Genomic DNA, 14,985 nt, shown 5'->3' on the forward strand with positions numbered 1-14,985 from the left:
ACTCAGGCGGCCGAAAACCGCACGATGCCGTCCGCGCCCGGCGCGCGCTTGAGCTTGCCTTCGAAATACAGCGCGTGCAGGTGCGCCAGCGCCTCGCCCATGGCGAAGGTCAGCTGGTGCAGGTCCAGCTTGCGCTTGAACAGCACCGGCACGATGTCCGTGGTCGATTGCGGCTTGACGGCACAGGCTTCCAGCACTTCCGCCAGGCGGTCGCGGTGGTGTTCGTGCTGTTGCGCGATGCGCTCGTGCAGGCCCTTGAATGGCCGGCCATGCGAAGGCAGCACCAGCGTGTCGTCGGGCAGATCGGCGTAGCCGTCCAGCGAACGCAAGTACAGCGGCAGGGGATTGGCGTCGGGCTCGTAGTCGAACACGCTGACGTTGGTGGAAATGCGCGGCAGCACCATGTCGCCGGAGATCAGCACGCGCAGGTCCGTGGAAAACAGCGAGGCGTGCTCGGGCGCATGCCCATAGCCCACAATGACGCGCCAGTCGCGTCCGCCGATGCGCACCGCATCGCCGTGCAGGATGCGCGTGTAGCGCGCAGGCACGGCCGGCACCAGGTTGGGGTAGTAATTGGCGCGCTGGCGGATCTGCTCCTGCGCATCGAGGTCAGTCAGGCCGTGGCGCGCGAAGTGGTCCACCGCCGATTGGCCGCCGGGACCGCCGCCCGCTTCGCCGCGGCGCGAGGACCACAGCGAGGCCACCATGAAGTCCGTCATCGTCATCCACAGGGGCGCGTTCCAGCGTTCGCACAGCCAATGCGCCAGGCCGATATGGTCGGGGTGCATGTGGGTGACGATCACGCGCAGCACCGGCAGGCCTTCCAGTTCGGTCTCGAACACGCGTTCCCACAGCGTCTTCACTTCATCGCGCGTGATGCCGCAATCGACGATGGTCCAGCCGTCGCGGCCGTCGATGTTGTCGCGCAGCAGCCAGAGGTTGATATGATCCAGCGCGAACGGCAGTGGCATCCTGATCCACTTGACCCCTTCCGCCACCACGTGCGAACGGCCGGCTTCGGGCTGGAAATCGCCCCAGGGATACTGCAGTTTCTGTTCGTTCGGGTTCATTGTCTCTCCTCCACGCTTGACGATCGGGTCAAGTCATCATAATTTACGTTTACGTAAACTGCCACACCTCGCATGTCCCCGTCAACCTGGACCATCTCAGAGCTCTCCCGCGAGTTCGACGTCACGCCCCGCACGATCCGCTTCTACGAAGACCAGGGGATCGTCAGCCCGGCGCGCGAAGGGCGCAACCGCATCTTCGGGCCGCGCGACCGCACGCGCCTGAAGCTGGCCCTGCGCGGCAAGCGCCTGGGCCTGCAATTGTCCGAGATCCTGACCCTGATCGACATGTACGACGGGCCAGGCGATACGGCGGTTCAGTTGCGGCAATACCTGAGCGTGCTGGCGCAGCATCGCGCCACGCTGGAACAGCAACGCCGCGACATCGAAGACACGCTGCAGGAAATCTCGCAGCAGGAACAGCAGTGCCACGAGCTGCTCGCGCAAAAGCCCTAGGACTGCGCACATGGCCGCCCTGCAAACCCTGGCGCTGTTCGTTCTAACAGCGGTGGCCGAAATCGTCGGCTGCTATCTGCCTTACCTGTGGCTGCGCAAGGGCCATTCCATCTGGCTGCTCGCGCCGGCCGCAGCCAGCCTGGCGCTGTTCGCCTGGCTGCTGACGCTGCACCCCACGGCTTCGGGCCGCGTCTATGCGGCGTATGGCGGCGTCTATATCGGCATGGCGCTGCTGTGGCTATGGGCCGTGGACGGCGTGCGTCCCAGCGTCAGCGACTGGGTGGGCGTGGGCCTGTGCCTGGCCGGCATGCTGGTGATCATGTTCGGACCACGCAGCACGTAGCCTGCGCCAAGAAAAGCCCCTCGAAGCGCCCGCTGTCTTGGGCTGGCCCGAAAAAAAAAGCGCGCGTACCCACAGGGTCGCGCGCTTTTTGTTGGGCAAGGCTTATTCAGCCTTGATATTCCCTTCCTTGATGACGCGGGCGTTGTTGGCGAATTCCGCCTGCACCTGCTTGGCGAAGGCCTCGCCGGTGGCCGTGCCCGGCTGCAGGTAGGACTTGGCCAGCAGCTCCTGGAATTCGGCGCTGGCCACGGCGCGGGCCAAGGCGGCCTGCAGCGGCTGCGCGACGGCCGGCGGCAGATTGGCCGGCGCGAACACGCCGAAGTTCGAGTAGTACTGCGCCTGCGGCATCTTCAGTTCCGCCATGGTGGGCACGTCTGGCCAGGCGGCCAGGCGCTCGGGCGCCATCACGGCCAGCGGCTTGAGCGCGCCGTTGGCGACGTGCGGCAACACCACGTCGCTGTTGACCACCAGCAGCTCGACCACGCCGCCCAGGCCGTCGGTCAGCGCCTGGCTGTTGCCGCGGTAGGGCACGTGCAGCATCTTGGTGCCGGTCTGCGCCGTGACGGCCGACATGCCGATGTGGGCCACCGTGCCCTGGCCCGGCGTGCCGTAGCGCACGCCGTCCGGATGCGATTTGGCGTAGTCGATCAGGCCGGCGAAGTCCTTCACCGGCAGCGCCTTGGTGGCGACGATGGCGACGGGCGCCACGGCCACGCTGGCCACCGGCGTCAGGTCCTTCATCGGGTCATAGTTGGTCTTGGCCAGATGCGGAAAGATGGTCAGCGGGCTGGTGGACGCCAACAGCAGGGTGGTGCCGTCCGGCTTTGCGCGTGCCACGAAATCGGTGCCCACGGAGGCGCCCGCGCCCGGCTTGTTCTCGACGATGACGGTTACGTTGCTTTCCTTGCGCAGCACGTCGCCCAGGCGGCGTCCGATCGCGTCGGCGCTGCCGCCGGCGGTGTAGGGCACGACCAGCGTCACGGGCTTGGCCGGCCAGCTCTGCGCCATGGCGCCGCTGCCCATGATTGCCAAGGCCGCCCCCGCGGCCTTGATCAGCAATGTCTTCTTTTTCATATCGTCCTAGTAATGTTGCGTGGCACTGCGTCAGATAAAACGAAAAACGTGAAGCCCGTCAGGCCAGGTAGCGTTGCGCCAGGCGTACCCAGTACGACGCGCCAGCCGGAATCAAGGAATCATTGAAGTCATAGCTGGCGTTGTGCAGCATGCAGGGGCCCAGGCCGTGGCCCGCCATGCGGTGCTCACCGTCGCCATTGCCCAGGAACACGTAGCAGCCGGGCTTTTCCTGCAGCAGGAAGGCGAAGTCCTCCGAGGCCATGGCCGGCTCGATCACGAGCGCGCGGTCCTCGCCCACGACCTCGCGCATGACTTCCATGCAGAACTCGGTTTCAGCCACGGAGTTCACCAGCGCCGGATAGCGGCGCTCGAAGAACACGTCGGCCTCGCAGCCGTGCGCGGCCGCGATGTTGCCGGCGATCTCGTTCATGCGGCGTTCGATCAGGTCGACCACGTCGGTGCTGTAGGCCCGCACCGAGCCGCCCAGCCAGGCGCTGTTGGGAATGACGTTGATCACGCTGCCGCCGGCCTGCACCTGCGTGATCGACAGCACGGCGGCGTCCAGCGGGCGCTTGCTGCGCGTAAGAATGGTCTGCAGGGACTGGCCGATGGCGAACAGCGCCGGCACCGGGTCGTTGCAATCCTGGGGCGCAGCGGCGTGGCCACCCTTGCCGCGGACAGTGATCTTGAAGCCATTGGCGGCCGCCATCATCGGACCGGAACAAACGCCGATGGACCCGGCGGGCAGCCCCGGCCAATTGTGCATGCCGAACACGGCTTCGCAGGGGAAGCGTTCGAACAGGCCGTCCTGGATCATGGCGCGGCCGCCCGCGCCGCCTTCCTCGGCCGGCTGGAAGCACAGGTACACCGTGCCGTCGAAGCCGCCCTCGGCCTGCAGGTGGCGCGCCGCGGCCAACAGCATGGCGGTGTGGCCGTCATGGCCGCAGCCGTGCATCTTGCCGTCGTGGCGCGAGCGGTGCTCGAACTGGTTTTCCTCCTGCATGGGCAGGGCGTCCATGTCGGCGCGCAGCATGATGGCGCGATCCGAGGTGCCGCGCTTGATCACGCCGACCACGCCGGTCTTGGCGATGCCGGTGTGCGTCTCGATGCCCCAGCCGCGCAGCGTGTCCGCCACGACCTTGGCCGTGCGGTGCTCTTCGTAGCAAAGCTCCGGGTGCATGTGGATGTCGCGCCGCAGCGCCACAATTTCGTCCAGGTTGGATAGTTCGAGCACGGCAGACTCCATCGCAATGATTCAGGATTCAAGGATCGGCTGGCATATTACTCAGCGCAACTCCCTGGGTAACCCGCATTTACCTAGGGATTACCCGACTCCACTTTACGTTTACGTAAACGTAATATTTGCAGTGCATCATTGCGCAGCGATGGCCGATCGGCGCATCATGAGCCACGCGCGGCAATCCGGCGCCGGAAACAGGCGCCCACAAAATAGTAAGTACCTACTATCACGGAGACAGCGATGAACCTTCCCGGCCTGAACTTCGACCTGGGCGAAGATCTGGACATGCTGCGCGACGCGGTGCGCAATTTTGCGCAGGCCGAGATCGCGCCGCGCGCCGCAGAAGTGGACCGCAGCGACCAGTTCCCCATGGATCTCTGGCGCAAATTCGGCGAACTCGGCGTGCTGGGCATGACGGCCGACGAGGAATACGGCGGCGCAAAAATGGGCTATCTGGCCCACATGATCGTGATGGAGGAAATCTCCCGCGCCAGCGCGTCGGTCGGCCTGTCCTACGGCGCGCACTCCAACCTGTGCGTGAACCAGATCAACCGCAACGGAACCGCCGCGCAAAAGGCCAAGTACCTGCCCAAGCTGATTTCCGGCGAACACGTGGGCGCCCTGGCCATGAGCGAACCGGGCGCCGGTTCCGACGTGGTCAGCATGAAGCTGCGCGCCGACAAGAAGGGCGACCGCTACGTGCTGAACGGCACCAAGATGTGGATCACCAACGGCCCCGACGCCGACGCCCTGGTGGTCTACGCCAAGACCGACCCCGAAGCCCACCAGCGCGGCATCACCGCCTTCCTGGTGGAAAAGGGCTTCAAGGGCTTTTCCGTGGCGCAGAAGCTGGACAAGCTGGGCATGCGCGGCAGCCACACCGGTGAACTGGTGTTCCAGGACTGCGAAATCCCCGAAGAGAACGTGCTGGGCCAGGTCAACGGCGGCGTCAAGGTGCTGATGAGCGGCCTGGACTACGAACGCGCCGTGCTGTCCGGCGGCCCGGTCGGCATCATGCAGGCCGTGATGGACGTGGTCGTCCCCTATATCCATGACCGCAAGCAGTTCGGCCAGGCCATCGGCGAATTCCAGCTGATCCAGGGCAAGGTCGCAGACCTGTACACCACCCTGCAGGCCAGCCGCGCCTTCTGCTACCAGGTCGGCAAGAACCTGGACCGCCTGGGCGCCGAACACGTGCGCCAAGTGCGCAAGGACTGCGCCGCGCTGATCCTGTACACGGCCGAGAAAGCCACCTGGATGGCGGGCGAGGGCGTGCAGATCCTGGGCGGCAACGGCTACATCAATGAATATCCGGTAGGCCGCCTGTGGCGCGACGCCAAGCTGTACGAGATCGGCGCCGGCACCAGCGAAATCCGCCGCATGCTGATCGGCCGCGAACTGTTCAACGAAACCGCCTGAGCGCGCCGCCATGATCCGCATGTCCGACGTCCAGCACATCGAACAGGCGCCCGCTCCCGGGCCCTCGCCGCTGGACGTCGCACGGCTGATCCTGGCGGGCTTCGACCGCCACTACGCGCTGTTCCGCTACAGCGCCCAGCGTGCCAAGGCGCTGTTCGAATCCGGCGACTGGCACGGCATCCAGCGCCTGTCGCGTGAACGCATCGAGTACTACGACATGCGGGTGCGCGAATGCGCCACCCAACTGGAAGGCGTGCTGCGCGGCCGGCCGGAAGGCGCGGTGGGCGCCAACGGCAGCGCCGCGCCGACCCTGAGCGACGAGCAGACCGCCTACTGGCAGCAGATCAAGCAGGAATTCGTGGGCCTGCTGGGTGATCACCGCCAACCAGAATGCGCCGAGACCTTTTTCAATTCGGTCTCCTGCCGGCTGCTGCACCGCGACTATTTCCACAACGCCTTCCTGTTCGTCCGCCCGGCCATCGCCACCGACTACCTGGACAGCAGCGTCCCGTCGTACCGGGTGTACTACCCGGCCACGGACGGGCTGGAGAAAAGCCTGATCCGCATGGTGGCGGACTTCGGCCTGGCGCTGCCCTTCGAAGACTTGCCGCGCGATACCCGGCTGCTGGCGCGCGCCGCGGTCAAGCAGCTGCGCGCCATACTGCCGCGCGACGTCGGCCGCCGCATCGCCAGCGACTGCCAGATCCACGCGCTGGGCTCGCTGTTCTTCCGCAACAAGGGCGCCTACATCGTCGGCCGCCTGATCAACCAGGGCACGGTGTATCCCTTTGCCGTGGCGCTGATGCGCAACCCGGCGGGCCAGGTCGTGCTGGACGCGCTGCTGCTGGGCGCGGACGACCTGAGCACGCTGTTCAGCTTCACGCGCGCCTACTTCCTGGTGGACATGGAAACGCCGGCCGCGGTGGTCAACTTCCTGTCCAGCCTGCTGCCGCGCAAGCCCAAGGCCGAGCTCTACACCATGATCGGCCTGCAGAAGCAGGGCAAGACGCTGTTCTACCGCGATTTCCTGCACCACCTGGCCCATTCGCGCGACGCCTTCGACATCGCCCCCGGCATCAAGGGCATGGTGATGTGCGTGTTCACGCTGCCGTCCTATCCCTACGTGTTCAAGCTCATCAAGGACCGCATCGACAAGGACGGCATGGACCATGCCACCGTGCGTCGCAAATACCAGATGGTGAAGCTGCACGACCGCGTCGGCCGCATGGCCGACACCTGGGAATATTCACAGGTGGCGCTGCCGCGCGCGCGCTTCGCGCCGGCCCTGCTGGAAGAACTGCGCCGGCTGGTGCCCAGCCTGATAGAGGAAACCGGCGATACGGTGGTCATCCGCCATGTCTACATCGAACGGCGCATGACACCGCTGAACATCTATCTGCGCCAGGCCTCGGACGCGCTGCTGGACCCGGCCGTGCGCGAATACGGGGACGCCATCCGCCAATTGGCGGCGGCCAATATCTTCCCCGGCGACATGCTGTACAAGAACTTCGGCGTCACGCGCCTGGGCCGGGTCGTTTTCTACGATTACGACGAAATCCAGCGCATGACCGAAATGAATTTCCGGCGCATCCCGCCCGCCCCCAACGAAGAGGCGGAACTGGCTTCCGAGCCCTGGTACGCCATCGGTCCGAATGATGTCTTCCCCGAAGAGTTCGGACGCTTTCTGCTAGGCGACCCGCGCGTGCGCGGCGCCTTCATGCGTCACCATGCCGATCTGCTGGAACCGGAGTGGTGGCAGGCCTGCCGCGCCCATGTGGCGCAAGGCCGGATTGAAGAATTTTTCCCTTACGATACGGACAGACGCCTGCGTCCAGAGCACCCTCCGGGCGCCAACGCGATCTCGTAACCCCAGAGCTGTCCCGACCCTCACAGGAGCTAGTCATGTCAGATCCCATCGTCATCGTTTCCGTTGCCCGCACGCCCATGGGCGGCATGCTGGGCGCCTTGTCCGGCCTGGCCGCGCACGAGCTAGGCTCGATCGCCATCAAGGCCGCCGTCGAACGCGCCGGCATCAAGCCCGAGCTGGTTGAAGAAGTCATCATGGGCAACGTGCTGCAAGCCGGCCAGGGCCAGGCCCCGGCCCGCCAGGCCGCGCTGGGCGCCGGCCTGCCGCTGGGCGTGGCTTGCACCACCATCCACAAAGTGTGCGGTTCGGGCCTGAAGGCCGCCATGTTCGGCCATGACCTGCTGGCCGCGGGCAGCGCCAACGTCGTCGTCGCCGGCGGCCAGGAAAGCATGAGCAACGCCCCCTACCTGCTGCTCAAGGGCCGCCAGGGCTACCGCTACGGCCACAACACCGTGTATGACCACATGGCGCTGGACGGCCTGGAAGACGCCTACGACAAGGGCAAGGCCATGGGCGTGTTCGCCGAAGACTGCGCCTCCAAGTATTCCTTCACCCGCGAACAGCAGGACGCGTTCTCGCTGGAATCGCTGCGCCGCGCCCGCGCCGCATCGGAAGACGGCAGCTTCAAGTGGGAAATCGCCCCCGTGACCGTCGCCGGCCGCAAGGGCGACACCGTGATCGACACCGACGAGGCCCCCACCAAGGCCATGCCGGAAAAGATCCCGACGCTCAAGCCCGCCTTCAAGAAGGACGGCACCGTCACCGCCGCCAACTCCTCGTCGATCTCCGACGGCGCCGCCGCCATGGTGCTGATGCGCGCCTCCACCGCGGAAAAGCTCGGCGTCAAGCCGCTGGCCCGCATCGTCGCCCACAGCCAGCACTCGCAAGAACCGAACTGGTTCACCACCGCCCCCGTGGGCGCGCTGAAGAACCTGTTCGCCAAGACCGGCTGGAAGGCCGAGGACGTGGACCTCTACGAAATCAACGAAGCCTTCGCGGTGGTCACCATGGCTGCCATGACCGACTTCAAGCTGCCGCACGACAAGGTCAACATCCACGGCGGCGCCACCGCCCTGGGCCATCCGATCGGCGCGTCCGGCGCCCGCCTGATGGCCACCCTGGTCGGCGCGCTGCGCAAGACCGGCGGCAAGCGCGGCGTGGCCACGCTGTGCATCGGCGGCGGCGAAGCCGTGGCGATGGCGATTGAAATGATCTAACGCCATGCCGGGGGGCTTCGGCCTCCCGGCTTGCGACGGATTCCGCTGCGCCTTTCCTGCATGGCGTTGTTGCGCGACGGGTCGGTCGCGCGCCGTGCAGGAAAGGCGCAACGAAATCCCTCTTCGGTACCGACAGCCGACAAGAATGCCCGGCCCACCGGGCAGCGAGACAAACCGCTCCACGAGCGCCTTCAAATTTCCAACAAGCAGGACGGGTGGAACCCCATGCCCATCATCGAATCCCGCATCAATCCGCGGTCGCAGGACTACACCGACAATGCGCAGGCCATGCAGGCGCAGCTGGACGATCTGGACCAGCAACTGGCGCATACCGCGCTCGGCGGCAGCGAAGCCGCGCGCGCCAAGCACGTGGCGCGCGGCAAGCTGCTGCCGCGCGACCGCGTTGAACACCTGATCGATCCGGGCACGCCGTTCCTGGAACTGTCGCCGATGGCGGCGCACGGCATGTACGGCGGTGAAGCCCCCGGCGCCGGCGTCATCACCGGCATCGGCCGCGTGGCCGGCACCGAATGCGTGATCGTCTGCAACGACGCCACGGTCAAGGGCGGCACCTACTACCCGATGACGGTCAAGAAGCACCTGCGCGCCCAGGAAATTGCCGCGCAGAACAACTTGCCCTGCGTCTATCTGGTGGATTCGGGCGGCGCCAACCTGCCGCAGCAGGACGAGGTCTTCCCCGACCGCGAACACTTCGGCCGCATCTTCTACAACCAGGCGCAGATGTCCGCGCAGGGCATTTCGCAGATCGCCGTGGTGATGGGTTCCTGCACCGCCGGCGGCGCCTACGTGCCCGCAATGAGCGACGAGTCCATCATCGTCAAGAACCAGGGCACCATCTTCCTGGGCGGCCCGCCGCTGGTGAAGGCCGCCACCGGCGAAGAAGTCAGCGCCGAGGACCTGGGCGGCGGCGACGTGCACACGCGCCTGTCCGGCGTGGTCGACCACCTGGCCGCCAACGACATGCATGCGCTGCAACTGGCGCGCAACGCGGTCGCGCGCCTGAACCGCAAGAAGCCGCAGCCGCTGGCCACCGCGCCGGTGCGCGAGCCGCGCTACGACCCCAGCGAACTGAACGGCATCATCCCCGCCGACACGCGCAAGCCCTATGACGTGCGCGAAGTCATCGCACGCATCGTGGACGGTTCCGAGTTCGACGAGTTCAAGGCGCGCTTCGGCCCCACGCTGGTCACGGGCTTCGCGCACATCCACGGCATGCCTGTCGGCATCGTGGCCAACAACGGCATCCTGTTCTCGGAGTCCGCGCAGAAGGGCGCGCACTTCATCGAACTGTGCGCGCAGCGCAAGATCCCGCTGGTGTTCCTGCAGAACATCACCGGCTTCATGGTCGGCCGCAAGTACGAAAACGAAGGCATCGCCCGCCACGGCGCCAAGATGGTGACGGCGGTGGCCACGGCCGCGGTACCCAAGTTCACCGTGCTGATCGGCGGCTCGTTCGGCGCCGGCAACTACGGCATGTGCGGCCGCGCCTATTCGCCCCGCATGCTGTTCATGTGGCCCAACGCCCGCATCTCGGTCATGGGCGGCGAACAAGCCGCCAGCGTGCTGGCCACGGTCAAGCGCGACGGCATCGAGGCCCGCGGCGGCCAATGGTCCGCGGACGAAGAAACCGCCTTCAAGACGCCGATCCGCGAGCAGTACGAACGCGAAGGCCATCCTTACTACGCCACCGCGCGCCTGTGGGACGACGGCATCATTGCGCCGGCCGACACGCGGCGCGTGCTGGGGCTGGCCTTGTCGGCAGCCTTGAACGCGCCCATCGAGGACACCAAGTTCGGCGTGTTCCGCATGTAGGGCGGCGCAGCCGCCCCATTGCAGCCCAAGAATAATTTCAGCCTGGATGACATCCATGTTCGACACTTTGCTGATTGCCAACCGCGGTGAAATCGCCTGCCGCGTGGCCGCCACCGCCCGCCGCATGGGCATCCGCACCGTTGCGGTGTATTCCGACGCCGACGCCAACGCCCGCCACGTCGCCGCCTGCGACCAGGCCGTGTACATCGGCGGCTCCGAGCCGCGCGCCAGCTACCTGCGCGCCGACGCCATCCTGCAAGCCGCACGCGACACCGGCGCGGGCGCCATCCATCCCGGCTACGGTTTCCTGTCGGAAAATGAAGCCTTCGCCGAAGCTGCCGAAAAGGCCGGCATCGCCTTCGTCGGCCCGCCGGCCTCCGCCATCGCGGCCATGGGCAGCAAGTCCGCCGCCAAGACACTGATGGAAAAAGCCGGCGTGCCGCTGGTGCCGGGCTATCACGGCGACAACCAGGATCCGCAATTCCTCAAGACCCAGGCCGACGCCATGGGCTACCCCGTGCTGATCAAGGCCAGCGCCGGCGGCGGCGGCAAGGGCATGCGCGTGGTCGAATCCTCGGGCGCATTCCTCGATGCGCTGGCCTCCTGCCAACGCGAAGCCGCCTCCAGCTTCGGCGACGACCGTGTGCTGATCGAACGCTATCTGCAAAAGCCGCGCCACATCGAAATCCAGGTGTTCGCGGACAAGCACGGCAATTGCGTCTACCTGTTCGAGCGCGACTGCTCGGTGCAGCGCCGCCACCAGAAGGTGATCGAGGAAGCCCCCGCGCCCGGCATGACCGAAGAACGCCGCCGCGCCATGGGCGAAGCCGCCGTGGCCGCCGCGCGCGCCGTGGGCTACGTGGGCGCGGGCACGGTGGAATTCATTTCCGAGCCCGATGGCCGCTTCTACTTCATGGAAATGAACACGCGCCTGCAGGTCGAACACCCGGTCACCGAAATGATCACGGGCCACGACCTGGTCGAATGGCAGCTGCGCGTGGCCGCCGGCCAGCCGCTGCCCGCGCGCCAGGAAGACCTGCGCATCCAGGGCCACGCCATCGAGGCCCGCATCTACGCCGAGAACCCCGAGAAGGGCTTCCTGCCGTCCATCGGCACCCTGGCCTACCTGGGCCTGCCGGCGCACACGGCGTTCGCCAACGGCGACATCCGGGTCGACGGCGGGGTGCGCATGGGCGACACCATCACGCCGTTCTACGACCCCATGATCGCCAAGCTGATCGTGCACGGCGCCGACCGCGACCAGGCCCGCGCCCGCATGTTGCAAGCGCTGGCCCAGACCCAGGCCGTCGGCGTGCAGACCAACGTGGCCTTCCTGTCCCGCCTGATGCAGGACAGCGCCTTCGCCGCGGCGGACCTGGACACCGGCCTGATCGAACGCCAGCGCGCCACGCTGCTGCCCGAGCCCCAGGCCGCAGCCCCCGCCACGCTGGCGCTGGCCTGCGCCGCCGTGTTGGTGCGCCAAGGCCTGGCACAGCCAGGCGTCACCAGCGGCAAGCACGCCGCCGACCCCTGGGACGCGCGCGACGGCTGGCGCCTGGGCAACCGCTATCAACGTCATCTGCAATGGGTGGACAACGGCGAAACACGCCGCGTCACCGTCGCCCGCCAGGGCGGCGCCTGGACCCTGGACAGCGGTGCAGGCCCGCAAGCCTTCCTGTGGCGCGCCCACGCCAGCGCCAACCCCAATCTCGCCTACGGCCTGCGCATCACACTGGACGGCCATGAAAGCGCCGGCACTGTCGTGCTGCACGCCGATAAGGCACACGTCTTCGGCGAAGCTGGCGTGCACGTGCTGGACCTGTACGATCCGCTGGCGCATTCGCAGGACACGCAGGGCGAACACGGCGGCGGCCTCACGGCTCCCATGCCCGGCAAGATCATCTCGATCTCGGTCAAGGCCGGCGACACCGTGGAAAAAGGCCAGCCGCTGCTGGTGATGGAAGCCATGAAGATGGAGCACACCATTTCCGCGCCCGCCGACGGCAAGGTCTCGGAAGTGTTCTACGGCGTGGGCGATCAGGTAACGGAAGGGGCCGAGCTGGTCGCCATCGGCGAGTAGCCAGGCGCGCAGTAACAAAATCGTCACCCGTCCCGCCGCCCGCGGGTTCATCATGGGCGCTCCTGCATTTTCACAGGAGTACCCATGATGAGTGCTATGCCATCCGAATCCGCAGCGCCCCGCCTGTTTCCAACCCTGCGCTGCCGCGATGCGGACGCGATGCTGCGCTGGCTTACCGGCGTGCTGGGGTTCACCGAGCACGCCGTCTACCGCGACGGCGACGCCGTGCAGCATGCGGAACTGGCCTACGGCAGTTCCCTTTTGATGCTGGGCCCGGACCGCGACGACGCCCATGGCAAGCTGGTGGGCAACCTGCGAGGACGCCGCACCGACGCGCTGTATCTGGCGGTGGACGATCCGGACGCCCTGCACGCGCAGGTCCAGGCCAGCGGCGCCACCATCGAAACCCCGCCGTACGACACGGCCTACGGCAGCCGCGAATTCGCCTGCCGCGATCCGGAAGGCAATTTGTGGAGCTTCGGGACTTACTGGCCCAAGGCATAGCGGCAGGCGCGTCCGAGCTTCGCGCGATTTATGCGTTTTCCGCAATCATTTAAGTAAATAGATTGTCCTTGTTATAAATAAGCAAGGACTCCTATGCTCCTCGCAATGTCATACGACAGCCACGAGGAGATTCTGATGAGTGCGGTTCTGCAAGCGAAGGCGTCGCCGGCAAACATGGTGCCGGCCGGCGTGGACCTGGTGGAGTACTACTACGAGCGCGGCTTCACTGACGGCCTGCCGGTGGTCCCGCCGACTCAGGACAAGATCGACGAGATCGTGGCCCGGCTGGGCGGTGATGCCAGCTTCGTCGAAGCGCGGGTGGCGCCGCGCTGGGGCGAGCTGACGCGCGAAGTGCTGGCCATCAATATGGTGATGGCCGGCTGCAAACCCGAGTACGCGCCGGTGGTGCTGGCGGCGGTAAAAGCCGTCACCGACCAGGCGTTCAATCTGAACGGCGTGCAGGCCACCACGCACGTGGCCGCGCCCCTGCTGGTCGTCAACGGGCCGATAGCGCGCGAGATCGGCATGAACGGCGGCGTCAACGCGTTCGGTTCCGGCAACCGCGCCAACGCCACCATCGGCCGCGCGTTGCGCCTCATCATGCTGAACGTGGGCGGCGGCTGGCCTGGAGACCTGGACAAGAGCACGCTGGGGCACCCGGGCAAATACACCTACTGCGTCTGCGAAAACGAACTGCAAAGTCCGCTGGCACCCTATCACGTGGAACACGGCTACAAGGCCGAGGACTCCACCGTGTTCGCGATGGCGGCTGAAGCCCCGCACAGCGTCACCAACCACATCTCCAACGACCCCGAAGGCATTCTCGACACGATGTGCTCGGCCATGAGCACCATCGCGTCCAACAGCGCGGTGCTGGGCGGCCATATCGCAGTGGTGCTGGGCCTGGAGCACGCCCAGACCATCGGCAAGCACGGCTGGTCGCGCGCCGACGTGCGCAACTACCTGTACGTAAACCACGGCAACCGCTTCATCGATCTGGCTTACGGCCACCGCTACGGCAAGGTCTACAACCGCAACCTGCCCAAGTACTACAAGCGCAACGACGACACCCGCATACCCATCGTGCACAGCCCGGACCACATCCATCTGTTCGTGATGGGCGGCGAGGCCGGCCGCTTTTCCGTGCTGATACCGGGCTGGGGCAGCATGAGCACGCCGGTGCTGCGCGCGATCGATGGCGCAAGCGCCGGCGGCGATTGCACCAGCGGCGCGTGCGCCATCTGACGCGACGGCCCGACACGACACAACCAGGAGATCGGAAATGCAGATGAACGACGGAGAAAAAGTCGCGGTGTACGACCCGCGCGGCGCCTTGCGCTTCGAAGACGCGCCGGTATCGGCGCGCAAGAAAGGCCTGGCCGGATTGCGGCTGGGCATCCTCGACAATTCGAAATGGAACGCCAACAAGCTGCTGCGCGGCGCGGTGGCGGCATTGGGCGAAGACATCGAATTCGCCGAGGTGAACTACTACGTCAAGCACAGTTTCTCCAAGGATGCGGCGCCCGAACTGATCGAACGCATCGCGGCCGAGAACGACGTGGTCCTGACCGCCATTGGCGATTGCGGCTCCTGCTGCTCCGCCTGCGTGCGCGACTCCATCGCGCTGGAGCGGCTGGGCATACCCAGCGCGGTCATCATCACGACGGAATTCGCGCGCGAGACCGAGCTGACGCGTCAGGCCATAGGCATGAAGACATTGGAACCCGTCGTGATCACGCATCCGGTCAGCTCCATCACGGCCGAGGAAGTGGCGCAGCGCGTCGTCCAGATCAAGGAGCAGGCGCAGCAGGTCTGGCAGGGCACGAAGGCGCCGATGCAGATCCGCGTGGCCTTGCAATAGCGGCGCCGCACCGACCGGGAGACA

At 66.3% G+C, this 14,985-nt stretch carries 13 protein-coding genes; 10 read left to right on the forward strand and 3 right to left on the reverse strand.

All coding sequences use genetic code 11. The features are described from left to right. Positions 1-2: 2 nt before the first annotated feature. Positions 3-1,070 carry an MBL fold metallo-hydrolase gene (locus FOC84_RS12205; RefSeq protein ID WP_173144642.1) on the reverse strand — a complete coding sequence of 356 codons (1,068 nt, stop codon included), beginning with the start codon at positions 1,068-1,070 and terminating at the stop codon, positions 3-5. 72 nt (positions 1,071-1,142) lie between these two features. On the opposite strand from FOC84_RS12205, the gene FOC84_RS12210 reads away from it, so the two are divergent. Both FOC84_RS12210 and FOC84_RS12215 read left to right on the forward strand, forming a co-directional pair. After that, positions 1,143-1,523 carry a MerR family transcriptional regulator gene (locus FOC84_RS12210; RefSeq protein ID WP_173144643.1) on the forward strand — a complete coding sequence of 127 codons (381 nt, stop codon included), beginning with the start codon at positions 1,143-1,145 and terminating at the stop codon, positions 1,521-1,523. Positions 1,524-1,533: 10 nt separating this feature from the next. Further along, the gene (locus FOC84_RS12215; protein WP_173144644.1) at positions 1,534-1,866 is read left to right on the forward strand and encodes a YnfA family protein; all 333 of its coding nucleotides are present in this window, start codon (positions 1,534-1,536) and stop codon (positions 1,864-1,866) included. A 102-nt stretch (positions 1,867-1,968) separates the two neighbouring features. Here FOC84_RS12215 and FOC84_RS12220 read toward each other — a convergent pair whose 3' ends face one another. Continuing rightward, positions 1,969-2,940 (reverse strand): Bug family tripartite tricarboxylate transporter substrate binding protein, encoded by a 972-nt coding sequence (locus tag FOC84_RS12220; RefSeq protein ID WP_173144645.1) that lies wholly within the window; start codon positions 2,938-2,940, stop codon positions 1,969-1,971. 58 nt (positions 2,941-2,998) lie between these two features. Then, entirely contained in the window at positions 2,999-4,174 is a 1,176-nt protein-coding gene (locus FOC84_RS12225; protein ID WP_173144646.1) for a M20 aminoacylase family protein, read from the reverse strand. A 246-nt stretch (positions 4,175-4,420) separates the two neighbouring features. Here FOC84_RS12225 and FOC84_RS12230 point away from each other — a divergent pair, with 246 nt between their 5' ends. From FOC84_RS12230 to FOC84_RS12265, 8 genes are all read left to right on the forward strand, one after another. Further along, the gene (locus FOC84_RS12230) at positions 4,421-5,599 is read left to right on the forward strand and encodes an isovaleryl-CoA dehydrogenase (RefSeq protein ID WP_173144647.1); all 1,179 of its coding nucleotides are present in this window, start codon (positions 4,421-4,423) and stop codon (positions 5,597-5,599) included. A 10-nt stretch (positions 5,600-5,609) separates the two neighbouring features. Continuing rightward, complete coding sequence (gene aceK, locus FOC84_RS12235; protein WP_173144648.1) at positions 5,610-7,466, forward strand: bifunctional isocitrate dehydrogenase kinase/phosphatase; 1,857 nt, start codon at positions 5,610-5,612, stop codon at positions 7,464-7,466. A gap of 35 nt (positions 7,467-7,501) precedes the next feature. Continuing rightward, entirely contained in the window at positions 7,502-8,683 is a 1,182-nt protein-coding gene (locus tag FOC84_RS12240; protein WP_173144649.1) for an acetyl-CoA C-acetyltransferase, read from the forward strand. A 225-nt stretch (positions 8,684-8,908) separates the two neighbouring features. Beyond that, the gene (locus tag FOC84_RS12245) at positions 8,909-10,516 is read left to right on the forward strand and encodes a carboxyl transferase domain-containing protein (RefSeq protein WP_173144650.1); all 1,608 of its coding nucleotides are present in this window, start codon (positions 8,909-8,911) and stop codon (positions 10,514-10,516) included. Positions 10,517-10,571: 55 nt separating this feature from the next. Continuing rightward, positions 10,572-12,596 carry an acetyl/propionyl/methylcrotonyl-CoA carboxylase subunit alpha gene (locus FOC84_RS12250; RefSeq protein ID WP_173144651.1) on the forward strand — a complete coding sequence of 675 codons (2,025 nt, stop codon included), beginning with the start codon at positions 10,572-10,574 and terminating at the stop codon, positions 12,594-12,596. A gap of 84 nt (positions 12,597-12,680) precedes the next feature. After that, positions 12,681-13,100, forward strand: a complete 420-nt coding sequence (locus tag FOC84_RS12255) for a VOC family protein (RefSeq protein ID WP_173144652.1) — start codon at positions 12,681-12,683, stop codon at positions 13,098-13,100. Positions 13,101-13,235: 135 nt separating this feature from the next. Next, entirely contained in the window at positions 13,236-14,345 is a 1,110-nt protein-coding gene (locus tag FOC84_RS12260) for a hypothetical protein (protein WP_173144653.1), read from the forward strand. 37 nt (positions 14,346-14,382) lie between these two features. Beyond that, positions 14,383-14,961 carry a UGSC family (seleno)protein gene (locus FOC84_RS12265; protein WP_173144654.1) on the forward strand — a complete coding sequence of 193 codons (579 nt, stop codon included), beginning with the start codon at positions 14,383-14,385 and terminating at the stop codon, positions 14,959-14,961. Positions 14,962-14,985: the final 24 nt, after the last annotated feature.

It is taken from the genome of Achromobacter pestifer (genome assembly GCF_013267355.1).
Lineage (GTDB): Bacteria > Pseudomonadota > Gammaproteobacteria > Burkholderiales > Burkholderiaceae_B > Achromobacter > Achromobacter pestifer_A.